Here is a 23,429-nt window from a genome sequence, read left to right as displayed (position 1 = left end):
CAGTCGGGGTGTTTCGCTGTCGTGAGTGCGGCCTGTGGTCGAGCACCGGTGCGTTCCGGGAACGTTCAGTGAGCGTCGACCAGTAGCCTGCGGTGATCGGTCATGGTGCGTCCGAGCCCTGTTCCGGCGGCAGCAGAGGTCTACGGGTGGCATTTCGAACAGCCACCCCACTCCGACCGGCACGCAGAACCTTCGCAAGCGGGTGCGCTACCACTACCGGGGCAACGCGGCCGGCTCGACGCTGCGGTTGACCCTCGGGTGCCTGCTCGGCCTCGAACTGCGACGCGTGGGCAGTCGTAGGCGGATGACGTTCGGCAAGACGGGTGAAGCCGCCCTGAGCCAGTGGATGGCGGACGACGTCTCCGGGTCGTCCGAGGTCGTTCGACAGTGGCCAACGGCGATCAGCGCGCGCGTGGGACCGCCGTCCCTGGTCTCAGGTCGTGTCCCGTGTCGGGGCCGGCAGGTTGTGCCACGCGTGACTGCATCCCCCGGTGCAGTACAGCGTCCGTCGACGGGTGTCCGCGATGGTGAAGAGGGCGACGAGCAGGCGGAAGGACTTGGTGAGTTCGTAGAGCGGGAGTGCTGCCATTCCGAAGCGCCACTTCGTGAGCATCACCGCCTGGGTGTGAGTGGGGCGGACACCGGAGAGCACGATGCTCTCCGGCACGTCCTCCTCGCGGGCGCGGGCCTGCCCGCAGAACAGCACCAGTGCGTGCAGCACCTTGCGTCGGTCATCCTCCGGGAGGCCCTCGAACCACTCGACGCCCTCGGCCACCGGCCTGATCCCCTGGGCGAGTTCGTTCAGGATCACCTCGTGTGCGTACAGCACAGGCTTTCACCCCCATGGTTCACGCCGACCATACGCGCACGACCGCCCGCGAGCAGCCCGGTTTCGCGTCTCCTGGTGGACGCGCCCTTCTTATCCGCGCGCGGGGGTGGGGAGAGCCGGGGATGGCTACGCTTCGTGCGTGACCATCGAGTTGACGGTGCTGGCCGAAGTCGCCTGTCGTGGGCGGGAGATCACCGCTCCCCGGCTGCGCGGGCTGGTGGCGTTGCTCGCCGGGGACCTGCGGGCCGGGTGCAGTACGGGGCGGCTGGTGGAGGGGCTGTGGCCGGACGGGCTGCCCGAGCGGCCCGGCAAGGCGGTGCAGGTGCTGGTGTCGCGGCTCAGGGCGCAGGTGGGTGGTGAGCTGGTCGTCAGTACGCCGACCGGGTACCGGCTCGCGCTGGACGAGGCGCAGGTCGACAGCTCCGCGCTGCTGCTGCACGACGCGGCGAGCGCCGAGCGGGCGCGGGCGGGGGACCACGCGGGGTCCCTGGCGCGGGCCGAGGCGGGCCTGGCCCTGTGGGACGGGAGCGTGGGCGCCGGGGCGGGAGAGGACCTGCACGATCCGGTGGTCGCGCTCCGTACCGACCGGCTTCGGGCGCACCGCTCCCTCGTGCGTTCCCGTGCGCTCGCGCTCGCCCGGCTGGGGCGGCGGGAGGAGGCCACGGCGCCGCTGGCCGAGCTGGCCCGGGAGCTGCCGCGGGACGAGGAGGTGCTGGCGGAGCTGCTGCGCTGTGAGGCGGTCACCGTGGGCCGGGCCGCGGCGCTGACCCGGTACGACGCCTACCGGCGCGGGCTGCGCGACGGGCTGGGCGCCGATCCGGGTGCTGAACTGCGGTCGCTGTACCAGCAGTTGCTGAACGCGGACGCGCCTCGAGTCCGGCAGGGAGTGCCGCACGAGCCGAATCCGCTGCTGGGGCGGGACGCCGACATCGCCGCCGTGGCCGGGCTGCTGCGCGCGGCCCGGGTGGTCACCGTCGTGGGCCCCGGCGGGCTGGGCAAGACCCGGCTGTCCCATGCGGTGGGCCGGGCTGCCGAGCAGCCCGTGGTGCACTTCGTCGCCCTCGCCGGTGTCACCGCCGACGACGACGTGGCCGCCGAGGTGGCCTCGGCGGTCGGCGCGGGCGAAGGCCGGCAGTTCACCGGGGGCGGCGACGCGGTGGGCGGCATCGTCGGCGCGCTGGGTACGGGGCCCACGCTGCTGGTGCTGGACAACTGCGAGCAGGTGATCGCCGGCGTGGCCGACCTCGTCCAGGCGCTGGTGTCGCGGTCGAAGGAGCTGCGGGTCCTGGCCACCAGCCGGGCCCCGCTGGGGCTGAGCTCGGAGTCCGTGTACGCCCTGCCGGAGCTGTCCCTCGCCACCTCGGTCGAGCTCTTCGAGCAGCGGGCGCGGGCGGCCCGGCCCGGCGTGGACCTGCCCGCCGACCGGGTCGCCGAGATCTGCCGCCACCTGGACGGGCTGCCGCTCGCCGTGGAACTGGCCGCGGCCCGGGTGCGGGTGCTCTCCGTGGCCGACATAGCGCGTCGGCTCCGGGACCGTTTCGCGCTGCTGCGCGGCGGCGCCCGTGACGCGCCGGAGCGGCACCGCACGCTGCACGCCGTGGTCGAGTGGAGCTGGAACCTGCTGGAGCCGGACGGCCGGGCGGCGCTGCGCGCGCTGTCGGTGTTCCCGGGCGGCTTCGCCGAGGACGCCGCGGAGTACCTGCTCGGTGAGACGGGGGACGCGCTGTTCCTGCTGGAGCAACTGGCCGGTCAGTCCTTGATCAAGGTGGACGACAGCCCTTCGGGGGCGCGTTTCCACATGCTGGAGACGCTGCGGGAGTTCAGCGCCGCCCGGCGGGCCGAGGCGGGCGAGGAGGAGGTGGTGACCGGCCGGTTCCTGCGCTGGGCCCGGGACTTCGGCCGCGAGCACCACGACGTGCTGTTCAGCAGCGACCCGGCACCCTCCTGGAACCGCATCCGCGCCGAACAGGACAACCTCGTCCTCGCGCTCCGGCACGCGCTGGCCCGCTCCGACGGGCCCACCACCGCCGCGCTCACCGCCGTACTGGCCTCCCTGTGGGCCACCGACTCCCACTTCACCCGGCTCACCGCCCTCATCGCCGACACCGGCGGGCCGCTGTCCCGCTTTCACCCCGGCCCGGAGGACGTCGAGCCGGCCCGCACCGCGGCGGCCGCGTGCACGGCCAGTCTCTTCATGGCCCACGGCCCGCACGCCGTACGGCAGTTGTTGACGCTGCGCCGGCTGCCGCCCGCTCCACCGGACACGCTGCTGCGGGCGCTGGCCGTCGTACTGTGCGCCGTCCCGGACATCCACCCGCCGGAGTACGCGCTGCTGCACGAGCTGTGCGACGCGGAGGAACCCCTGCTGGCGGGTGTGGCGGCGTGCTTCGCCAGCTACGTGTGGGACGCGGCGCACGAGACGGAGCGCGCGCTGGAGTACGCCCGCCGGATGCTCGCCGCGCTGGAGCCGCTCGCCAACCCCGCCATGCAGCTGCTCTGCCACGGGCGGATCAGCGAGCTGTGTCTCCAGTCCGAGCGGGGCGCGGAGGCGTACGACCATCTGCGCGCCGCGCTCGCCGCGCTCGACCGGTTCGGCGACTGGTCGGACTCGGTCGGCGTGCGCTGGGGGCTGGTGCTGGCCTGTCTGCAGCGCGGGGAGGTCGACGAGGCGGAGTACTGGCTGGGACTCGCGGCCCTGGAGCAGCCGCCGGATTCGCCGCAGATCTACACCCCCGATCTCCTGGCCCGGGCGGAGATCGCGCTGGCCCGGGGCCTGACGGAGGTCGGGCTCGGGCTGTGGCGCCGGGCGGCGGAGCGGGTACGGGAGGACAGCCTGCTGCATGCCGGTGATCCGTTCGTGCATCCGTGGTCGCTTCAGGTGCAGTCGGTCGCGCTGGCGGCGCACGCGCAGCACGGGCGGCTGGAGCCGGTGGCGGGGCTGGCCGAGCAGTTGCGGGAGCGGCTTCTCGGGATGCTGTCCGGCTCGTCCGGCGCCGTGACGGCTCCCGATGTCTCCGACGCGTCCGGTCCGACCGAGCCTACGGGCTCCTCCGGTTCGGCCGGTTCTGCCGGTAGGGCCGGCTCCCCCAGCTCGTCGGCCTCGGGGTCCCCGGTGGAACTTCCGGTCTACGGCACGGTGTTGCTGGCGCTCGGTCTCGCCGGGCTGGCCAGGGGCGAGACGGCGGCCGTACGGCTGGTGGCGCTGGCGGAGCGGATGCCGGTGGTGCGGGACTTCCCGACCCTGTCCTCGGCCCGGTCCCGGCAGGCCGCCGAGAACGCCGACAGGGCGGCGTACGCCGACGCGAGGTCGAGGTACGCCGCCCTGGGGCGGGACGAGCTGCGGGCCGCGGCACTGCGGGAGCTGAGCGCCGGGTGAGGCCCGCCGGGCTCAACGCCGCGGCTCCCGGTTGAACTGCGCCTTGGACCACAGGTAGCCCAGCACGGTCAGCCCCAGGCACCAGGCGACGGCGAGCACCGCGTTCCTCGTGCCGATCCCGCTGCCGAGCAGCAGCCCGCGCAGGGTCTCGATGGCGGGCGAGAACGGCTGGTACTCGGCGAACCAGCGGAACCAGCCCGGCATGGCGTCCACCGGCACGAACGCGCTGGACAGGAACGGCAGCATCACCAGGGGCGTCCCGGTGTTGCTGGCCCCCTCGGGGTTGGGACTCACCAGGCCGATGCCGACCGCGATCCAGGTCAGCGCCAGGCTGACCAGCGCCATCAGCCCCGCCGCCGCGATCCACTCCAGCGGCGTCGCGTCGGGCCGGAACCCGATGGCCAGGCCGATGCCCAGCACCAGCACCAGGGCCATCAGCGTCTGGAGCACGCTGCCGAGCACGTGGCCGATCAGCACCGAGGCGCGGGAGATCGCCATGGTCCGGAACCGGGCCATGATGCCCTCGGTCATGTCGGTGGCCACCGACACGGCGGTGCCGAGCGAGGTCATGCTCACCGTCAGCAGGAGGATGCCGGGGACCAGGTAGGCGACGTAGTCGGCACGGTTCGCATGTCCGCCGTTGATGCCGGCGCTCATCACGTCGCCGAAGACGTAGACGAAGAGCAGCAGCAGGATGACCGGGGTGAGCAGGAGGTTCAGGGTGAGGGAGGGGTAGCGGCGGGCGTGCAGCAGGTTGCGCCGCAGCATGGTGAGGTTGTCGCGGAGGGGGTGGCCGGCGGCGCTCATCGGACGGTCTCCTTGTCGCTGGGCTGGGAAGGTACGGGGGCGGCGGTGAGGGCGAAGAACACGTCGTCCAGGTCCGGGGTGTGGACCGACAGCTCGTCGGCCTCGATGCCGGCGGCGTCGAGCCAGTCGAGGATGGCGCGCAGCTCGCGCTGGCTTCCGTCGCTGGGGATCTGGAGGGTGAGTGCCTCGTCGTCCCGGGCGGCCTCGCGCAGCGCGGTGGCCGCACGCTCGTACGCCACCGGGTCGGAGAAGCGCAGCCGCACGTGCCCGCCGGGGACGAGCCGCTTGAGCTGCTCGGCGCTGCCGTCGGCGACGATCTTGCCGCCGTTGAGCACCGCGATGCGGTCGGCCAGTTGGTCGGCCTCCTCCAGGTACTGGGTGGTGAGGAAGACGGTCGTACCGCCGGAGACCAGTTCACGGATGATCTGCCACATGGTGTGGCGGGAGCGCGGGTCGAGGCCGGTGGTCGGCTCGTCCAGGAAGATGATCCGCGGGCTGCCGACCAGGGTCATGGCGATGTCCAGGCGGCGCTTCATGCCGCCGGAGTAGGTGGAGGCGGGCTTCTTCGCGGCCTCGGTGAGGTCGAACCGCTCCAGCAGCTCGGCGGCGACGCGCCGTCCCTCGCGCTTGGGGAGGTGGTGCAGGTCCGCCATCAGGAGCATGTTCTCCTCGCCGGTGATCAGCCCGTCCACGGCGGAGAACTGACCGGTGACCCCGATGGCGGCCCGCACCGCCTGCGCATCGGCGGTGAGGTCGTGCCCGGCGATCCGCGCCTGTCCGCCGTCCGCGGAGATCAGCGTGGACAGGATGCTGACCGCCGTGGTCTTGCCGGCGCCGTTCGGCCCGAGGAGGGAGAAGACGGTGCCGGCGGGCACGTGGATGTCGATGCCGTCGAGGACGGTCTTGTCCCCGTAGGCCTTGCGCAGCCCGGTGGCCGCGATCGCGAGTTCGTCTGCGTCCGTTGTCGTCATGCCGCAGAGCTTGCGGCCCGGGCGGTTCAGCGTGGCTTCAACGCGGTTTCAGTCGCTCGGGGACGGGGTCGGGGCGGTGAAACCGCACGTCGTTCCGCGGTCGGGGGTTCTCGGTGCGGGGTGACCCCGGTCCGGGTGATCGGACCGGGGTCATGGATGGGTCTCGGGGCGTCGGTGCGGGGTCATCGGTCCGGGTCATCGGTGGGTCCGGGGTCGTCAGGCCAGGTCGTCAGGCCCGGGTCGTCCGGCCCCGGGTCGTCCGGCCCCGGGTCATCAGCCTGGGGTCATCAGTCGCGGGGTCGTCAGGCCCGGGGCCACCAGGCCCGAGGTCACCAGGCCCGGGATCAGCAGTCTCGGAGTCGTCAGGCCCGGGGCCATCAGGCCAGGCGTCGTCAGCGTCAGGCCCGAGGTCGTCAGGCCGGGGCCACCAGGCCCGGCGTCGTCAGGCCCGAGGTCGTCAGGCCGGGGCCACCAGGCCCGGCGTCGTCAGGTCCGAGGTCACCAGGCCGGGGCCACCAGGCCCGAGGTCACCAGGCCCGGCGTCGTCAGGCCCGAGGTCACCAGGCCGGGGCCACCAGTCCCGGCGTCGTCAGGTCCGAGGTCACCAGGCCGGGGCCACCAGGCCCGAGGTCACCAGGCCCGGCGTCGTCAGGCCCGGCGTCACCAAGTCCGGCGCCACCAGGCTCAGGGGCATCAACCCCAGGTCATCGACCCAGGGGCATCGCTCCGCGGCCGTCGAGTCAGGGCCTCGGAGTCGCCGCCCCCGTCAGCTTTTCGCCATCAGCCCCTTGAGCGCGATGTTCAGTTCCAGGACGTTCACCCGGGGCTCCCCGATGAAGCCGAGGGTGCGGCCGGTCGTGTGGGCCCTGACCAGTTGCTCGACCTGGGGGACGGGCAGGTGGTTGCGGGCGGCGACCCGGCGGACCTGGAGTTGGGCGTAGGCCGGGGAGATGTCCGGGTCCAGGCCGGAGCCGGAGGAGGTGACGGCGTCGGCGGGGACCTGGGAGGGCCTCACCGGGTGGCCGGGGACCGAGTTGTCCCGCACCACGGCGGCCTTGGCGTCCTCGACCTGCTTCAGGAGCACCTTGCTGTCCGCGGCGAGGTTGGTCGCGCCGGAGAGGATCAGCTTGTACCGCGTGTTGATCGAGTTCTGTCCGAGTCCGTTGGCGGGGCGGGGCTGGAAGTACTTGAGGCTGTAGCCCTGTTGGCCGATCAGGGACGAGCCGACGACCTTGCCGTCCGCCGTGATCTCGGAGCCGTTCGCCTGGTGCGTGAACAGCGCCTGGGCGACACCGGTGACCGCCAGCGGATAGAGGATGCCGGTGAGCACGGTCAGCACCAGCAGGGCCCGCAGTCCCGCGCCGAGCAACCGCGCGGTGTACGCAAAGGAGTGGTTCATGTCCTTCACCGGATCCCGGGGATCAGAGAGATGATCAGGTCGATGATCTTGATGCCGGCGAAGGGCGCGATCAGTCCGCCGACGCCGTAGACGGCGAGGTTGCGCCGGAGCATCCGGTCCGCGCTCATCGGCCGGTACCGCACGCCCCTCAGCGACAGCGGCACCAGCACGACGATGATCAGCGCGTTGAAGACGACGGCCGACAGGATCGCGGAGTCGGGCGAGGACAGCCGCATGATGTTCAGCTTGTCCAGGCCCGGGTAGACCGCCGCGAAGAGCGCCGGGATGATCGCGAAGTACTTCGCGACGTCGTTGGCGATGGAGAACGTGGTCAGCGCGCCCCGCGTGATCAGCAACTGCTTGCCGATCTCCACGATCTCGATCAGTTTGGTCGGGTCGGAGTCGAGGTCGACCATGTTGCCGGCCTCCTTCGCGGCCGACGTACCCGTGTTCATCGCCACGCCGACGTCCGCCTGGGCGAGGGCCGGCGCGTCGTTCGTGCCGTCGCCGGTCATCGCGACCAGCTTGCCGCCGGCCTGCTCCCGCTTGATGAGGGCCATCTTGTCCTCGGGGGTGGCCTCGGCGAGGAAGTCGTCCACGCCTGCCTCCTCGGCGATGGCCTTCGCGGTGAGCGGGTTGTCGCCCGTGATCATGACGGTCTTGATGCCCATGCGGCGCAGTTCCTCGAACCGTTCCCGCATGCCGTGCTTGACGACGTCCTTGAGGTGGATGACGCCGAGCATACGGGCGCCCTTGTCGTCCTGTACGGCGACCAGCAGGGGGGTGCCGCCCGCCGCGGAGATCCGCTCGGCCGTCGCCCCGGCGTCCTCGGCGACCGTGCCGCCCTGCTCCTCGACCCAGGCGATGACCGAGGCCGTGGCACCCTTGCGGACCTTCCGGCCGTCGACGTCCACACCCGACATGCGGGTCTGGGCGGTGAAGGCGATCCACTCGGCGTGCGCCAACTCGCCCTGGTGGCGCTCCCGCAGCCCGTACCTCTCCTTCGCCAGCACGACGATCGAGCGGCCCTCGGGGGTCTCGTCCGCCAGCGACGACAGCTGGGCCGCGTCGGCGACCTCGGCCTCCGTCGTCCCGCGCACCGGCACCAACTCGGCGGCCTGCCGGTTGCCGAGCGTGATGGTGCCCGTCTTGTCGAGCAGTAGCGTCGACACGTCGCCCGCCGCCTCGACCGCACGGCCCGACATGGCCAGCACATTGCGCTGCACCAGCCGGTCCATGCCCGCGATGCCGATCGCGGAGAGCAGGGCGCCGATGGTGGTCGGGATCAGGCAGACCAGCAGGGCGACCAGCACGACCAACGTCAGGTGGGTGCCCGCGTAGTCGGCGAACGGCGGCAGCGTGGCGCACGCGAGCAGGAAGACGATCGTCAGTGACGCCAGGAGGATGTTGAGGGCGATCTCGTTGGGCGTCTTCTGCCGGGCGGCGCCCTCGACCAGGCCGATCATCCGGTCGATGAAGGTCTCGCCCGGCTTCGTCGTGATCCTGATGACGATCCGGTCGGACAGCACCTTCGTACCGCCCGTGACGGCGCTGCGGTCGCCGCCGGACTCGCGGATGACGGGCGCGGACTCGCCGGTGATCGCCGACTCGTCCACCGACGCGACACCCTCGACGACGTCGCCGTCCCCGGGGATCACGTCACCGGCCTCGCAGACCACCAGGTCGCCGATCCGCAGGTCGGTGCCGGGCACCCGCTCCTCACGGTCCCCGGCGATCCGCCGCGCGACCGTGTCGGTCTTGGCCTTGCGCAGGGTGTCGGCCTGCGCCTTGCCCCGGCCCTCGGCGACGGCCTCCGCCAGGTTGGCGAAGAGCACGGTCAGCCACAGCCAGGCGCTGATGGTCCAGCCGAACCAGTCGCCCGGGTCCGTGAAGGAGAACACCGTGGTGAGCACGGAGCCGATCCACACCACGAACATCACGGGCGACTTGACCATCACCCGCGGGTCCAGTTTGCGGAACGCCTCCGGCAGCGACTTGATCAGTGCCTTGGGGTCGAAGAGACCGCCGCCGACACGGCCCTCGGTGGGCTTGTGGCCGGTGGGCACGTCACTGTGCGGCGCCCTGGTGGGTGTGACTGTGGACATGGAGTCCTCTGACTTCTCTGTGCGGGTGGTCATCACGCGAGCCCTTCCGCGAGCGGCCCCAGCGCCAGGGCCGGGAAGTACGTGAGACCGGTGATGATCAGGATCGCGCCCACCAGCAGGCCGGTGAACAGCGGTTTCTCGGTGCGCAGGGTGCCCGCGGTGACCGGCACCGGCCGCTGCCCCGCGAGCGAGCCGGCCAGCGCCAGGACGAAGACGATGGGCAGGAAGCGGCCGAACAGCATGGCGAGCCCGGTCATGGTGTTGAACCAGTCGGTGTTCGCGTTCAGCCCGGCGAAGGCCGAGCCGTTGTTGTTGGCGGCGGAGGTGAAGGCGTACAGCACCTCGGAGAAGCCGTGCGCGCCGGAGTTGAGCATCGAGTGCGGCGGGGTCGGCAGCGCCATGGAGGCGGCCGTGAAGACGAGCACCAGGGCCGGTGTGACGAGGATGTAGGCGGCGGCGAGCTTCATCTCCCGGGCGCCGATCTTCTTGCCCAGGTACTCGGGCGTACGGCCGACCATCAGGCCGGCGAGGAACACCGCGATGACCGCCAGGATCAGGATGCCGTAGAGACCGGAGCCGGTGCCGCCGGGCGCGATCTCGCCCAGCATCATGCTGAGCATGGTGATGCCGCCGCCGAGGCCGGTGAAGGAGGAGTGGAAGGAGTCCACCGCACCGGTCGAGGTGAGCGTCGTGGCCACGGCGAAGATCGAGGAGCCCCCGACCCCGAAGCGGACCTCCTTGCCCTCCAGCGCCCCGCCCGCGGCCTGGAGCGCCGGGCCGTGGTGGGCGAACTCGGTCCCCATCATCAGGGCGGTGAAGCCGAGCCAGATGGCGGCCATCGTGCCGAGGATCGCGTACCCCTGCCGCACCGAGCCGACCAGCACGCCGAAGGTGCGGGTCAGCGAGAACGGGATGACCAGGATGAGGAAGATCTCGAAGAGGTTGGTGAACGGGGTGGGGTTCTCGAAGGGGTGGGCGGAGTTGGCGTTGAAGTAGCCGCCGCCGTTGGTGCCCAGCTCCTTGATGGCCTCCTGCGAGGCGACCGCGCCGCCGTTCCACTGCTGGGAGCCGCCCATGAACTGCCCGACCTCGTGGATGCCGGAGAAGTTCTGGATCGCCCCGCAGGCGACCAGGACCACCGCGGCGACGGCGGCGACCGGCACCAGGATCCGCAGCGTGCCGCGCACCAGGTCGGACCAGAAGTTGCCGAGTTCACCGGTGCGCGACCGGGCGAAGCCCCGCACGAGGGCCACGGCCACGGCCATGCCCACGGCCGCAGAGACGAAGTTCTGCACGGCCAGACCGGCGGTCTGCACGACGTGCCCCATCGTCTGCTCGCCGTAGTACGACTGCCAGTTGGTGTTGGTCACGAACGACACGGCCGTGTTGAACGACTGCGCCGGGTCGACGGAGGAGAAGCCGAGCGAGCCGGGCAGCACGCCCTGGAGCCGCTGGAGCAGGTAGAGGAAGAGGACGCCGACGGCCGAGAAGGCGAGGACCGCGCGCAGGTACGCGGGCCAGGTCATCCCGGCGTCGGGGTCGGCACCGATGCCCTTGTAGATCCATCTCTCCACGCGCAGGTGCCGCGGCGAGGAGTAGACCCGGGCCATGTGATTGCCGAAGGGGACGTAGGCGAGCGCCAGCGCGCCGATCAGGGCGAGCAACTGGAGCACGCCTGCCGTTACGGGACCCATGGGGCGCTCAGAACCTCTCCGGGAAGACCAGGGCGAGGACGAGATAGCCCAGCAGGGCGACGGCGACGACCAGGCCGACGACGGTCTCGGCGGTCACAGCTTCGTCACCCCCTTGGCGACGAGAGCCACCAGCGCGAACGCGGCGAGCACGGTGAGGACGAAGGCCAGGTCGGCCATCGCGGACTCCTGAGTGAGGTTCGGCGGGAACGGACGCTTCGAGGAAAACGCCGGTCCGGCCGGAACACGCCACCCGTTGACGGCCCTCTTACGGCCGCCCGCACGGCCTTGACGCGACTCTTACGCCCCCGGCCCGCACCACCCCTCACCCGCCCCGCACCCCTGGGGCGGGGCCGGTCAGGACGCGGTGCGACGCACGCCCCGCCCGGCCATGGCGATCACGCCGGAGACGGCGGCGGTCCCGGCGAGGCCGCCGGTCGTGACCAGGCCCACGCCGATCACGAAGAGGACGCCGGCGTCGTCCGACCAGTCGTACCGGGCCGCGGCCGTCAGCCCGGCCGTGGTGCCGGGGACCGCGCCCGCGCTGTGCCCCCGGGACACGGCCCAGTACACCGGCACCAGCAGCGTCAGCACCAGCCCGATCACCTGCCAGGCCTCGTACGGGCCGGTCGTCGAGCCGTCCGGGTGCACGTCCCGCCGCTGGTCCCAGCCCAGCCTGCCCCCAGCCTCCCGGTCCGCGCCGGCACCGGCCAGGGCGAACGTGCTCAGGTGCGCCCGAGTACCCCGGCGTACCGGGCCCGGGTACCGGCGGACCGGTGTGCCCGAGTGACCCGGCGCGGCCGGGATCTAGGCTTCCAGACATGAAGGAAGCCCCGTTGAACTTCTGGTCGCTCTACAGCCACGGCTTCGCGCGCGTCGCCGCGTGCACCGGCCACACCGTCATCGCCGACCCGCGGGCCAACGCCGAGGCGGTCCTGCGCCTGGCGCGCGGTTGCGCGGACGAGGGCGTCGCCGTCGCCGTCTTCCCCGAGCTGGGCCTGACCGGCTACTCGATCGAGGACCTGCTGCTCCAGGACGCGCTGCTCGACCAGGTCGAGGCGGCGCTCCGGACGATCGTGGCCGGGTCGGCGGAGCTGCTGCCGGTGCTGATCGTCGGCGCCCCGCTGCGCCACCGCCACCGGATCTACAACTGCGCGGTGATCGTGCACCGCGGCCGGATCCTCGGCGTCGTACCGAAGTCGTACCCGCCGACCTACCGCGAGTTCTACGAGCGCCGGCAGATCGCCGACGGGCACGACGAGCGGGGCGGGACCATCCGGGTCGCGGGCGCCGAGGTGCCGTTCGGGGTGGACCTGCTGTTCGCGGCCGAGGACGTGCCGGGGCTCGTGCTGCACACCGAGATCTGCGAGGACATGTGGGTGCCGGTGCCGCCGAGCGCGGAGGCCGCCCTCGCCGGGGCGACCGTGCTGGTGAACCTCTCGGGCAGCCCGATCACGGTCGGCCGGGCCGAGGACCGCAAGCTGCTGTGCCGCTCGGCGTCCTCCCGCTGCCTCGCCGCGTACGTCTACGCGGCGGCCGGCCTCGGCGAGTCGACCACCGACCTGTCCTGGGACGGGCAGACCATGATCTACGAGAACGGGGTGCTGCTCGCCGAGACCGACCGCTTCCCCCTCGGCGACCAGTACGCCGTCGCCGACGTGGACCTCGACCTGCTGCGGCAGGAGCGGCACCGGATGGGCACCTTCGACGACAACCGCCGGGCCCACGCAGCCCGGACCGGGGACTTCCGGACGGTCTCCTTCGAGCTGGACCCGCCGCTCACCGACCTCGGGCTGCGCCGGCGGGTGGAGCGCTTCCCGTTCGTGCCCGCCGACCCCGAGCGGCTCGCCCTGGACTGCTACGAGGCCTACAACATCCAGGTCGCCGGGCTCCAGCAGCGGCTCGCGGCGATCGGCGGGCCGAAGGTCGTCATCGGCGTGTCCGGTGGTCTGGACTCCACCCACGCCCTGATCGTCGCCGCCCGGGCGATGGACCGGGCGGGCCGCCCGCGCAGCGACATCCTGGCCTTCACCCTGCCCGGCTTCGCGACCAGCGACCACACCAAGGACAACGCCCACAGGCTGATGCGGGCGCTCGGCGTCACCGCGGCCGAGCTGGACATCACGCCGACCGCGCGGCTGATGCTGAAGGAGATCGGCCACCCGTTCGCCTCCGGCGAGCCGGTGTACGACGTCACCTTCGAGAACGTGCAGGCCGGCCTGCGCACCGACTACCTGTTCCGGCTGGCCAACCAGCGCGGCGGCATCGTCCTCGGCACCGGCGACCTCTCCGAGCTGGCGCTCGGCTGGTCCACGTACGGCGTCGGCGACCAGATGAGCCACTACAACGTCAACTCCGGGGTGCCGAAGACCTTCATCCAGCACCTGATCCGCTGGGTGATCACCAGCGGCCAGTTCGACGAGGAGACCGGCCGGATCCTGGCCGCGATCCTGGACACCGAGATCAGCCCCGAGCTGGTGCCGGGCGAGGAGATGCAGTCCACCGAGTCGAAGATCGGCCCGTACGCGCTGCACGACTTCACCCTCTTCCAGGTGCTGCGCTACGGCTTCCGGCCCTCGAAGATCGCCTTCCTGGCCTGTCACGCCTGGCACGACGCGAAGTCCGGCGCCTGGCCGCCGAACTTCCCCGAGGCCAAGCGGGTGGCGTACGACCTGCGGGAGATCCGGCACTGGCTGGAGGTGTTCTGCCGCCGGTTCTTCGCGTTCTCCCAGTTCAAGCGCTCGGCCATGCCGAACGGCCCGAAGGTGTCGGCGGGCGGCTCCCTCTCCCCGCGCGGCGACTGGCGGGCCCCGTCCGACGGCAACGCGGAGGCGTGGCTCAGGGACCTCGCCCGTTTCGACTTCGACAGCGCGACGGCCGAGCGGTAGCCGGGCGCGGCTCAGGTGTTCCAGGTCTCGTCGTACGGGTCGCGCGGTGCCGTGACCGGGCGGGTGGAGGTGACCTTCAGGTAGGGGACGGGGCCGTCGTTCACCGGGTCGTGGGTGAGCCCGGGGGCGTACGTGCCCGTCACCTCCAGCCAGGCGTCCGGGCGGAGGACCGGCGGCAGCGCCCCGGTCAGCGCGATCTTCACCGGCTGGGCGTCCGCGGCACAGCAGTTGAGGGCCATGCGGACCAGGTAGGGCCGGCCCGCGTGGTCCAGGGCGAGGAAGCCGGTGACCCGGACGGCACGGCCGTGCAGGGAGCGGCCGTGGCCGTAGGCCGCGCGGGAGGCGTAGTCGACGACGGAGAGCGGCACCGGGTCGCCGGCGGGCAACGGGCCGTAGCCGTACGGCTTCTGCAGGGCCGTGCCGGAGCGCAGGGCGCTGTAGGAACCGAGGGCCGGCGGGGCGATCAGGATCAGGGCGAGGAGCGGCAGCAGGAGCAGCCAGGCGACGCGCGGCTCGGGGTGCGGGTGCCGCTCCCGGTCGCGTCGGCGCTCGTACCAGGCCGTCGCCAGGGCCGCCGCGATCAGCACCGCGCCCGAGGCCAGCAGCAGCGGGCGCAGGCCCGCCTTGACGTACCGCAGGTACAGGTCGGTGGCGCCCGCGTGCAGCAGCGCGCCGCCGAGCAGGAAGAGGACGGCCGCCTGGGCCTGGCGGTTCACAGCAGCACCGTCCCGGTCAGTACGGCGCCCGCGACGGCCAGCGCGAAGGTGGCGGGCGCGAACCGGAGCGCGAAGGCACGGCCGAAGGTGCCGGCCTGCATCGCGAACAGCTTGAGGTCGATCATCGGGCCCACCACCAGGAACACCAGCTTGGCCGTCGGGGAGAACTGGGTGAGGGAGGCGGCGACGAACGCGTCCGCCTCCGAGCAGATGGACAGCAGGACGGCGAGCACGGCGAGGGCGAGCACCGAGACCAGCGGGGTGCCGGCGGCCGCGCGCAGCCAGTCCGCCGGGACCGCCGCCTTCAGCGTGGCCGCGGCCGTCGCCCCGAGCACGAGGAATCCGCCCGCGTGCATGACGTCGTGCCGGACCGCGCCCCAGAACGCCTCCCCCTTGGTCGCGCCCTCGTGCGCGCCGTGGGCCGGGGGGCGCAGCCAGTCGGTCCGGCCCAGCCGCTGCCACAGCCAGCCCATCGCGCAGGCCACCAGCAGGCTCGCCAGGAACCGGGCCAGGACCATCTCCGGGTGCCCGGGGAAGGCGACGGCGGTGGCGGTCAGCACCACCGGGTTGATCGCGGGCGCGGAGAGCAGGAAGGCCAGGGCGGCGGCGGGGGTCACGCCCCGGCGGACCAGGGCGCCCGCCACCGGCACCGACGCGCACTCGCAGCCCGGCAGCACCGCGCCCGCGACCCCCGCCACCGGCACGGCCAGGGCGGGCCGGCGCGGCAGGGCGCGCGCGAAGAAGGACGCCGGGACGAACACCGCGATCGCCGCCGACAGCAGCACGCCCAGCACGAGGAAGGGCAGCGCCTGGACGGTCACCGCCACGAACACCGTCATCCAGCTCTGCATCAGCGGAGTGCCGAGGGCGCCGCGGATCGGGGACTGGGCGAGCACGGCCAGCACGAGCGTCAGGGTGAGCGCCAGCGGGGAGCTGAGCCGCCGGCCGCGCGGAGGCCCGGCACCGGCCGTGTCCGTGGCGGGCGGGGCGTCTTCGGTGATGGCCACGGCGGTTCCCTCCGGCTGCTGCTCTCCCTCCCCTTCCCTACGCGGTCTCCGGCGCGGACGTTCAGGCCGTTGCTGGAACCACTCAACTCCTTGGTGCACTCTTTCCCCTTGTGGCGAGCGTTCCGTATCAAGGGGGGCCGGGGTCCCCGCCGGCGCACATGGTGGTGTGCGGTGACGACGGGCTCGCGCACCGGCTGGCCGCCGAGTTGCGCGGGGTCTACGGCGAGCAGGTCACCCTCGTCGTGCCGCCGAACGAGCGCACCGTCCGGCCCCCGGTGGTCGGCCGCGCCCGGTCCGCGTCGGCCGCGCTGTTCGACCGCGTGGTCAGCGCCGCCGTGGGCACGGTCGGCCGGACCGGCACGGCCGGGCAGCCCGCCGCCGCGCCCCCCGGCGGGCGCCCCGAGGGCGAGGTGGTGCTGGAGGCCGCCGAGTTGAGCGAGGCGGTGCTCGCCGAGGCCGGGGTGGCCCGGGCCGCCGCGCTGGCCCTCGTGTACGACGACGACGAGACCAACATCCGGGCCGCCCTGACCGCCCGCCGGCTCAACCCCCGGCTGCGGCTCGTCCTGCGGCTCTACAACCGGCGGTTGGGCCAGCACATCGAGGAACTCCTCGACCAGGCGGCCGCGTTGGCCGCCGGGGACGACGGCGGTCCGGGCGCCGCCGTCGAGGCCTCCACCACCGTGCTGTCCGACGCCGACACCGCCGCACCCGCGCTGGCCGCCACCGCCGTCGCCGGCACCAGCAGGGTCGTACAGACGGAGGGCCTGCTGCTGCGCGCCGTGGAACGGCCGCTGTCCGGGGACGGTCCCGGCACCGAGACCGGGCTGCTCACCCTCGCCCTGCTCTCGGGCGGCGACCCGGCCGGCACCGACGGCCCGTTCGGCGCCGTGGAACAGCAGCCCCGGCTGCTCCCCGACGACGAGGAGGTCCGGCAGGCCACCGGACGGCAGGCCGTGGTGCTGGAGCACGTCTCCGCCGGGGCCGGCACCGAGACCGCCGCTCCCGCCCGCCGCGCGATGACCGGGGTACCGCCGCTCGGCTCCCTCTTCTCCCGGCGGCTGCGCTGGTCCCTGGCCGTGCTCGTCGGCTGCGTGGTCGGCCTCGCCGTCGCCCTGCGGGTGGTCACCGGCATCCATCCGCTGCGCGCGTTCTACATCACCCTGCTCGACCTGTTCGCGATCGACGACCCCGCCCTCAGGGAGCCCTTGGGCCGCCAGCTCCTCCAACTCCTCTCCGCATTCGTCGGGTTGCTGCTGCTGCCGGTGCTGCTGGCCGCCGCGCTGGAAGCGTTCGGCACCTTCCGCACCGCCTCCGCCCTGCGCAAGCCGCCGCGCGGCCTGAGCGGACACGTGGTCCTGCTCGGGCTCGGAAAGATCGGCACCCGGGTGCTGACCCGGCTGCGGGAACTGGGCATCCCCGTGGTGTGCGTCGAGTCCGACCCGGAGGCGCGGGGCCTGGCCACCGCCCGCCGGCTGCGGGTGCCGGTGGTGCTCGGGGACGTCACCCAGGAGGGCGTCCTGGAGGCCGCCCAGATCCAACGGGCCCAGGCCCTGCTCGCGGTGACCAGCTCCGACACCACCAACCTGGAGGCCGTGCTCTACGCGCGGTCCGTACGGCCCGATCTGCGTGTGGTGCTGCGGCTGTACGACGACGACTTCGCCACCGCCGTGTACCGCACCCTCCGCACCGCCTACCCGCAGGCGCTGACCCGGAGCCGGAGCGTCACCCACCTGGCCGCCCCCGCGTTCGCCGGGGCCATGCTGGGGCGGCAGGTGCTCGGGGCCGTCGCCGTCGAGCGGAGGGTGCTGCTGTTCGCCGCGGTGGACGTGGACGGGCATCCCCAACTGGAGGGCCGGACCGTGCGGGAGGCCTTCCGGGCCGGGTCCTGGCGGGTGCTGGCGCTGCTGGGCCGCGCCGACACCTCTTCCTCGCACGTGCTGGAGAAGGGCGACCGGGTGGTGGTCGCCGCCACCCGTCGAGGGCTCGCGGAGCTGCGCTGACCCTAGGCCGGCAGGTGCCGTGCCGCGAACTCCAGTTCCAGCCTCACCTGCTTGATCCGCTCGTCCACCACCAGCGACCCGTGTCCCGCGTCGTACCGGTACACCTCGTGGACCGCGCCCCGGGTCTCCAGTCTCTTGACGTAGTTGTCGATCTGGCGGATCGGGCAGCGCGGGTCGTTGACGCCCGCCGAGATGTAGACCGGGGCCTTGACCTGGTCGACGTAGGTCAGCGGGGAGGACGCCTCGAAGCGCTCCGGGACCTCCTCCGGGGTGCCGCCCAGCAGGGTGCGGTCCATGGCCTTCAGGGACTCCATCTCGTCGTGGTACGCGGTGACGTAGTCCGCGACCGGCACCACCGCGATGCCCAGCGCCCAGGCCTCCGGCTGGGTGCCGACGCCGAGCAGGGTCAGATAGCCGCCCCAGGAGGCGCCGGTGAGGATCAGGCGGGAGGGATCGGCGAGACCGGAGGAGACCGCCCAGTCGCGCACCGCCGCCACGTCCTCCAGCTCGATCAGGCCCACCCGGTGCTTGAGGGCGTCCGTCCAGGCGCGGCCGTAGCCGGTGGAGCCGCGGTAGTTGATGCGGACCACCGCGTAGCCGTGGTCGATCCAGGCGGCCGGGCCCGCCGCGAAGGAGTCGCTGTCGTGCCAGGTCGGGCCGCCGTGCAGGTCGAAGACGGTGGGGAGGGGGCCCGTGGCGCCCGCCGGCTTCTGGATCAGCGCGTGGATGCGGCCGCCGGGGCCCTCCACCCACACGTCCTCCACCGGCACCGACGCCGGGCACGCCATGCCCGGGGGGTCCAGCACCACACCGCCGGCCGTGGAGCGGACCGCCGGCGGCTCGGCGGCCGACGACCACAGGTACTCCACGCTGCCGTCGGGGCGGGCGGTCGCGCCGGAGACCGTGCCGGGCGGGGTGGGGATGCGGGTCAGCTCGCGGGTCGTCACGTCGTACCGGAACAGCTCGCTGCGGGCCTCGAAGCCGTGGACGACGAGCAGGGCCGAGCCGTCCGGGTACCACTCGGCGCTGACGTCACCCTGCAGGTCCAGGGCCAGGTCGGTCTCCTCGCCCGTGGCCACGTCCCACACCAGCGGTTCCCAGCGGCCCCGGCGCTGGTGCCCGATGAGCAGCCGGGTGTCGCCGTCGACCGGGGCGAAGCCCAGCACCTCCAGGCCCAGCTCCTCGGTGCCGCCCTTGGTGTCGTCCAGCTCGGCGACCGTCGTGCCGTCCGGGCGGAGCACCCGCAGGGCCGCGTGCATGGCGTCGCCGTGCTCGGTGTGCTCGACGGCGATCAGGGAGCCGTCGTGCGAGAGGTCGCCGACGCCCGCCGACTCGCGGTGGCGGTAGATCTCCACCGGGTCCGCGCCCTCGCGGGCCAGGTGGATCGTCGTACCCTCCTCGTCCGTGGAGCGGCCGACGACCGCCGTGCGGCCGTCGCGGGACAGGGCCAGGCCGGCCGGGTAGGACGGGTCGAGGCCGGGCACGGCCGGCTCGTCCGGGCCGCCCGTGAAGGGCTGGCGGCGCCAGATGCCGAACTCGTCGCCGTCCTTGTCGTCGAACCACCAGATCCAGGCGCCGTCCGGGGAGAGCACGCCGTCCGTCGTGCCGTTCGGCCGGGCCGTGGCCTGCCGCTGCTCGCCCGTCGCTCTGTCCCAGGCGTACAGCTCGTACGTCCCCGTCGCGTTCGACACGAACAGGGCGCGGTCCGGCGCGTCCTCCGCCCAGTCGGGCAGCGACACCCGCGGCGCCCGGAAGCGCTTCTCCCAGTCCGGCATGTCCGGTGTGTGCTGCGTGTCCGGCGTACTGCTCTCGTTCATGGCCCCAGTCATGCGCCCATAGTGCCTGGCCGCGCCGACAATTGGGTGGCGGGTGTGCCCAGCCTGTGGATAACTTCCGCGCCATGAGCGTTTCCGCCACTTCCGCGTCCACACCCGGGGGACCGTCGTCCCCGTCCGTCCCCGAGGGCTGGCGCGAGGACAACCGGGCCATGTGGGACGAGCGGGTCCCCCTGCATGTCGCCGGGACCTTCTACGACCTCGACGGCTTCCGCACCCGCCGGGACGACCTGCGGGACTTCGAGCGGGCCGAGGTCGGGGACGTCACCGGGAAGACGCTGCTGCACCTGCAGTGCCACATCGGCACCGACACGCTCTCCTGGGTCCACCGCGGCGCCGCCCGCGTCGTCGGCCTGGACTTCTCCGCACCCGCGGTCGAGGCGGCCCGCGCCCTCGCCGCCGACCTCGGCTACGGCCCCGACCGGGCCGCCTTCGTCACCAGCGACGTGTACGACGCGGCCGGGGCCGTGCCCGAGCCGTCGTACGACATCGTGTACACCGGGCTGGGCGCCCTGTGCTGGCTGCCGGACCTCAGGCGCTGGGCGGAGACGGCCGCCTCCCTCGTCGCGCCCGGCGGGTTCCTCTACCTCGCCGAGTTCCACCCGATCACCGAGACCCTGGACGACGAGACCGGCACCCGGATCGTGCGCGACTACTTCACCCGGGACGCACAGGTGTGGAACGAACCGGGGACCTACGCCGACCTGGACGCCGTCACCGTCCACAACCGCAGCGTGGAGTGGCAGCACCCCCTCGGGGACGTGGTCTCCGCGCTCGCCGCGGCGGGCCTGCGCATCGAATTCCTGCACGAGCACGACGTGTCGCTCTTCCCGCGCTTCGAGAACTTCGAGGTGCGCGACGGCTACCACCGGTTCCCGGCGGACCACCCGCGGATCCCGCTGATCTACTCCCTGAGGGCGAGCAAGAGCTGACCCGAGGCCGAGGCACGGGCCCGGGCGCCGTACCGTGGAGGGCGTGTACCGGTTTCTGCTGACACCCCGCTGGTGGGGCATCAACGTCTTCGTGCTGCTCGCCATCCCCTTCTGCGTCTTCATGGGGTCGTGGCAGCTGAGCCGGTTCGAGGGGCGGGTGCAGGACCATCGCGCCGCCACCGAGCAGGCCGCCTCCGACCGGGGCGAGGCCGCGCGCCCGCTGGACTCGCTGCTGCCCGTGGACAAGAGCACGTCGGGGCGGCGGGTCACGGCGAGCGGGCGGTACGGGGAGCAGTTGCTGGTGCCCGGACGGGAGCTGGACGGCAAGCGCGGCTTCTACGTCCTGACCCTGCTGCGCACCGGTTCCGGCAAGGCGCTGCCGGTGGTGCGGGGGTGGCTGCCGGGTACGGCGGACGCGGCGAAGGCGCCCGCGCCGCCCCGTGGCGAGGTCACCGTCACCGGTGCGTTGCAGGCACCCGAGACCCCGGGGGACAACGGGGTCAGCGCGCAGGGCGGGCTCCCTGCCGGGCAGACCTCGGCGATCAGCTCGGCGTCGCTGGTGAACCTGGTGCCGTACCGGCTGTACGACGCCTGGGTCACCCTCGACAAGGGCGACGCCGGGATGAAGGCCGTGCCCGCGACCGCGCCGGGTGGTACGGGGCTGGACCTCAAGGCGTTCCAGAACCTCGGTTACACCGGCGAGTGGTTCGTCTTCGCGGGCTTCGTGGTCTTCATGTGGTTCCGCTTGCTGCGCCGGGAGCTGGAGTTCCAACGGGACGCCGCGCTGGGCCTGGTGGCGGAGGAGGCGGACCGGGAGCCGGTGCCGAGCGGCTGACCCCCGCCCGACCCGCGCCCCCGAAGGGGCGCGGGGAGCTGGGCGACCAGCCACGCGGACCCGCGGGCGCGCACGCTTCCCCGGAGGAACGGCGTCGACGCGCCCCTTCTGACAGCGGAGCGTCAGGCGCCCGGGAGCAGCCCGGTGTAGTAGACGGTCCCCGCGCACGCCCCGGACACCACGGCCGTCGCCGTCGGCGAACCCCCCTGTGCCGTGTGGGTCACCGTGACGCTGCCGTCGGCCGGGCCGTCCTCGGTGGCGAGTTGCGGGGTCGTGCCCTCCGAGCCGGTGCTGTCGGTCGTGGCGCCGGAGGCACCCACCTCCTGGCTGGGCGACGGATCGGGCGTCGGGCCGGTCGGGTCGGGGTCGCCCGGACCGCTGTCGCCGCCGGTGGTGGGGCAGGTCTCCGAGGGGACGAAGGCGAACTTCTCCTCGTACGCCGCGCCCGGCTGGAGCACCAGCCCGGCGACCTCCTGGGTCGGGTCGGGCAGGGCCGTCGCCGCGTCCCCGGCCGCATGCCGGGCGCTGAGGACCTTGGCCGGATCGGCGGCGCCCTGGGCGGTGGGCGTGATGCTGCCCGCGCCGGCGACCGCGCAGGCGGTGCCGGAGATGTTGGTGACGCGGAAGGTGCCGTAGACGACCCCCGCGGTGTCGGGCGCGTTCGCGCTGCCGGTGGCGGAGCCGAGCTGGGTCGCCGTACAGAGCGGGACGCCCGAAGCCGCCGTGGCGGAAGGGTCGGCGCCTGCGGTGGTGCCGCCGGCGTTGCCGGGCTTCGTGCCCTTGTCGTCGGGCCGGCCGGACTCCTTGCCGGGCGCGACGGTCGTAGTGCCGGCGTCCTTCGGGCCGCCCTTGCCGGTGCCCTTGTCCTTGCCCTCCCCGGTGCCGCCCTGGGCCTGGGAGGACTGGCCGGCCATCGCGGTGTTGGGGTCAGATCCGCCGGCCTGGGAGACGTGCACGAGGGCGGGGATCGCGGTGCCCATGAACAGGGCCGCCGCGGCCATGCCGACCACGGCCTGCCGCTTGCGGGCGCGGCGCGCGGGGACGGCCCGGCGCAGGTGGTCCAGGGTGCCGGTGCGCGGTTCGAGGTCGTCGACCGCCGAGTGCAGCAGCCGGCGCAGGGCCAGTTCGTCGGAGTCGGGTCCGTCCAGGCTGTGGACTCCGTCGAGCCTCTCCGGGCCCTTGTCGTCGGGGCCGTGGTTCACAGTTCCGTTCCCAGCGTGCGATGGCGTGTGCTGTTGCCCGTTGCGTTCCGTCGGCTCGTGCCAGGCGTAGGGCTCATGACGTTCGTGGGAGTGGCGCTCATGGGAGTGACCGTCATGGGAAGCGCCCCCTTCGGAGTGGTCGCTCATGCCGGTGTCCCCATGGCCACCCGTAGCGCGGCGATGCCCCGCGAGCCGTAGGCCTTGACCGAGCCCAGGGATATGCCGAGCGTCTCGGCGACCTGAGCCTCGGTCATGTCCGCGAAGTAACGCAGCACGAGCACCTCGCGCTGGCGCCGCTGGAGCCCCTTCATCGCCTTGATGAGGTCGCGGCGCTCCAACTGGTCGTAGGCGCCCTCTTCCGCGCTCGCCATGTCGGGCATCGGCTTGGAGAGCAGCTTCAGGCCCAGGATGCGCCGGCGCAGCGTGGAGCGGGAGAGGTTGACGACCGTCTGCCGCAGGTAGGCGAGGGTCTTCTCGGGGTCGCGGACGCGCTTGCGGGCCGAGTGGACGCGGATGAAGGCCTCCTGGACGACGTCCTCGCAGGAGGCGGTGTCGTCGAGGAGGAGCGCGGCGAGGCCGAGCAGCGAGCGGTAGTGCGCCCGGTAGGTCTCGGTGAGGTGGTCGACGGTCGTGCCGGCGGCCTCGGTCGCCACGGCACCCGCGGATTCCTCGGCGCCGTCACGCTGACTGGGTATGCGGGCGGGCCGCGCTGCGGGCATGGGCGCGATCACCGGCATGCCGCCGGGCGGGCGGGGCCGGAGCGCCGCGCGAGGCCGCAGGGCCGTACCGCCGCGGGCCACACTGAGTTCGAGTACCTCTGCCACGCCTGTTGGACA

Annotated in this window: 18 protein-coding genes and 1 pseudogene; 6 read left to right on the top strand and 13 right to left on the bottom strand. The window is 73.0% G+C overall.

All coding sequences use genetic code 11. From position 1 onward, the window contains the following. Window positions 1-25 precede the first annotated feature (25 nt). A pseudogene (locus tag OO52_RS52750) lies at window positions 26-298 on the top strand (GIY-YIG nuclease family protein); the annotation flags it as partial. 135 nt (window positions 299-433) lie between these two features. Here the strand turns inward: OO52_RS52750 and OO52_RS18315 are convergent. Continuing rightward, complete coding sequence (locus OO52_RS18315; RefSeq protein WP_030648395.1) at window positions 434-829, bottom strand: DUF5958 family protein; 396 nt, start codon at window positions 827-829, stop codon at window positions 434-436. Between the two features lie 139 nt (window positions 830-968). On the opposite strand from OO52_RS18315, the gene OO52_RS18310 reads away from it, so the two are divergent. Further along, window positions 969-4,205 (top strand): ATP-binding protein, encoded by a 3,237-nt coding sequence (locus tag OO52_RS18310; protein ID WP_030648394.1) that lies wholly within the window; start codon window positions 969-971, stop codon window positions 4,203-4,205. A gap of 12 nt (window positions 4,206-4,217) precedes the next feature. Here the strand turns inward: OO52_RS18310 and OO52_RS18305 are convergent, their stop codons facing one another. From OO52_RS18305 to OO52_RS18270, 7 genes are all read right to left on the bottom strand, one after another. Next, complete coding sequence (locus OO52_RS18305) at window positions 4,218-5,012, bottom strand: ABC transporter permease (RefSeq protein ID WP_030648391.1); 795 nt, start codon at window positions 5,010-5,012, stop codon at window positions 4,218-4,220. Next, the gene (locus OO52_RS18300) at window positions 5,009-5,983 is read right to left on the bottom strand and encodes a daunorubicin resistance protein DrrA family ABC transporter ATP-binding protein (protein ID WP_030648390.1); all 975 of its coding nucleotides are present in this window, start codon (window positions 5,981-5,983) and stop codon (window positions 5,009-5,011) included. The genes OO52_RS18305 and OO52_RS18300 overlap by 4 nt, the downstream gene beginning before the upstream one ends. Window positions 5,984-6,749: 766 nt before the next feature. After that, complete coding sequence (locus tag OO52_RS18295; protein ID WP_030648389.1) at window positions 6,750-7,382, bottom strand: potassium-transporting ATPase subunit C; 633 nt, start codon at window positions 7,380-7,382, stop codon at window positions 6,750-6,752. Window positions 7,383-7,387: 5 nt separating this feature from the next. Continuing rightward, window positions 7,388-9,487, bottom strand: coding sequence for a potassium-transporting ATPase subunit KdpB (gene kdpB, locus OO52_RS18290; RefSeq protein ID WP_037629729.1), 2,100 nt, complete (start codon window positions 9,485-9,487; stop codon window positions 7,388-7,390). Between the two features lie 32 nt (window positions 9,488-9,519). Next, window positions 9,520-11,181 (bottom strand): potassium-transporting ATPase subunit KdpA, encoded by a 1,662-nt coding sequence (kdpA, locus tag OO52_RS18285; protein ID WP_030648387.1) that lies wholly within the window; start codon window positions 11,179-11,181, stop codon window positions 9,520-9,522. A gap of 7 nt (window positions 11,182-11,188) precedes the next feature. Continuing rightward, window positions 11,189-11,278: a K(+)-transporting ATPase subunit F gene (kdpF, locus tag OO52_RS46535; protein WP_037629700.1), complete on the bottom strand. Its 90-nt coding sequence runs from the start codon at window positions 11,276-11,278 to the stop codon at window positions 11,189-11,191. A gap of 257 nt (window positions 11,279-11,535) precedes the next feature. After that, window positions 11,536-11,907, bottom strand: a complete 372-nt coding sequence (locus OO52_RS18270; RefSeq protein WP_078876866.1) for a hypothetical protein — start codon at window positions 11,905-11,907, stop codon at window positions 11,536-11,538. A 92-nt stretch (window positions 11,908-11,999) separates the two neighbouring features. Between OO52_RS18270 and OO52_RS18265 the strand changes: the two genes are divergently transcribed. Further along, the gene (locus OO52_RS18265; protein ID WP_030648380.1) at window positions 12,000-14,066 is read left to right on the top strand and encodes an NAD(+) synthase; all 2,067 of its coding nucleotides are present in this window, start codon (window positions 12,000-12,002) and stop codon (window positions 14,064-14,066) included. Window positions 14,067-14,077: 11 nt separating this feature from the next. On the opposite strand, the gene OO52_RS18260 is transcribed toward OO52_RS18265, so the two are convergent. Next, entirely contained in the window at window positions 14,078-14,782 is a 705-nt protein-coding gene (locus OO52_RS18260; protein ID WP_030648377.1) for a TIGR03943 family putative permease subunit, read from the bottom strand. Further along, window positions 14,779-15,789: a permease gene (locus OO52_RS18255; protein WP_030648374.1), complete on the bottom strand. Its 1,011-nt coding sequence runs from the start codon at window positions 15,787-15,789 to the stop codon at window positions 14,779-14,781. Before OO52_RS18255 ends, OO52_RS18260 begins: the two co-directional genes overlap by 4 nt. Before the next feature lie 158 nt (window positions 15,790-15,947). On the opposite strand from OO52_RS18255, the gene OO52_RS18250 reads away from it, so the two are divergent. Beyond that, complete coding sequence (locus OO52_RS18250; protein ID WP_030648372.1) at window positions 15,948-17,789, top strand: NAD(P)-binding protein; 1,842 nt, start codon at window positions 15,948-15,950, stop codon at window positions 17,787-17,789. 2 nt (window positions 17,790-17,791) lie between these two features. Here the strand turns inward: OO52_RS18250 and OO52_RS18245 are convergent, their stop codons facing one another. Continuing rightward, on the bottom strand, window positions 17,792-19,618 hold the full coding sequence (locus OO52_RS18245) for a S9 family peptidase (protein ID WP_234339606.1): 1,827 nt from the start codon (window positions 19,616-19,618) through the stop codon (window positions 17,792-17,794). A gap of 158 nt (window positions 19,619-19,776) precedes the next feature. On the opposite strand from OO52_RS18245, the gene OO52_RS18240 reads away from it, so the two are divergent. Both OO52_RS18240 and OO52_RS18235 read left to right on the top strand, forming a co-directional pair. Next, complete coding sequence (locus OO52_RS18240) at window positions 19,777-20,556, top strand: class I SAM-dependent methyltransferase (protein ID WP_030648367.1); 780 nt, start codon at window positions 19,777-19,779, stop codon at window positions 20,554-20,556. 43 nt (window positions 20,557-20,599) lie between these two features. Further along, window positions 20,600-21,391, top strand: a complete 792-nt coding sequence (locus OO52_RS18235; protein ID WP_196944764.1) for an SURF1 family protein — start codon at window positions 20,600-20,602, stop codon at window positions 21,389-21,391. A 122-nt stretch (window positions 21,392-21,513) separates the two neighbouring features. On the opposite strand, the gene OO52_RS18230 is transcribed toward OO52_RS18235, so the two are convergent. Together OO52_RS18230 and OO52_RS18225 are read right to left on the bottom strand one after the other, a co-directional pair. After that, window positions 21,514-22,593 carry a hypothetical protein gene (locus tag OO52_RS18230; RefSeq protein WP_030648361.1) on the bottom strand — a complete coding sequence of 360 codons (1,080 nt, stop codon included), beginning with the start codon at window positions 22,591-22,593 and terminating at the stop codon, window positions 21,514-21,516. Window positions 22,594-22,736: 143 nt separating this feature from the next. Further along, the gene (locus tag OO52_RS18225) at window positions 22,737-23,417 is read right to left on the bottom strand and encodes a SigE family RNA polymerase sigma factor (protein ID WP_078629588.1); all 681 of its coding nucleotides are present in this window, start codon (window positions 23,415-23,417) and stop codon (window positions 22,737-22,739) included. Window positions 23,418-23,429 lie beyond the last annotated feature (12 nt).

Origin of the sequence: Streptomyces flaveolus (assembly GCF_000716535.1) — a bacterium.
Classification (GTDB): domain Bacteria; phylum Actinomycetota; class Actinomycetes; order Streptomycetales; family Streptomycetaceae; genus Streptomyces; species Streptomyces flaveolus_A.
Note: the sequence above shows the minus strand (reverse complement) of the source record. Positions and strands in the feature narration are given on the sequence as shown.

What these genes read in the sequence shown, in the direction of transcription:
- OO52_RS18295 (WP_030648389.1), bottom strand. Translation starts at nt 7,382, where the DNA reads ATGAACCACTCCTTTGCGTACACCGCGCGGTTGCTCGGCGCGGGACTG.
- kdpB (WP_037629729.1), bottom strand. Translation starts at nt 9,487, where the DNA reads ATGTCCACAGTCACACCCACCAGGGCGCCGCACAGTGACGTGCCCACC.
- OO52_RS18300 (WP_030648390.1), bottom strand. Translation starts at nt 5,983, where the DNA reads ATGACGACAACGGACGCAGACGAACTCGCGATCGCGGCCACCGGGCTG.
- OO52_RS18265 (WP_030648380.1), top strand. Translation starts at nt 12,000, where the DNA reads ATGAAGGAAGCCCCGTTGAACTTCTGGTCGCTCTACAGCCACGGCTTC.
- OO52_RS18305 (WP_030648391.1), bottom strand. Translation starts at nt 5,012, where the DNA reads ATGAGCGCCGCCGGCCACCCCCTCCGCGACAACCTCACCATGCTGCGG.
- OO52_RS18240 (WP_030648367.1), top strand. Translation starts at nt 19,777, where the DNA reads ATGTGGGACGAGCGGGTCCCCCTGCATGTCGCCGGGACCTTCTACGAC.
- OO52_RS18245 (WP_234339606.1), bottom strand. Translation starts at nt 19,618, where the DNA reads ATGACTGGGGCCATGAACGAGAGCAGTACGCCGGACACGCAGCACACA.
- kdpA (WP_030648387.1), bottom strand. Translation starts at nt 11,181, where the DNA reads ATGGGTCCCGTAACGGCAGGCGTGCTCCAGTTGCTCGCCCTGATCGGC.
- OO52_RS18250 (WP_030648372.1), top strand. Translation starts at nt 15,948, where the DNA reads ATGGTGGTGTGCGGTGACGACGGGCTCGCGCACCGGCTGGCCGCCGAG.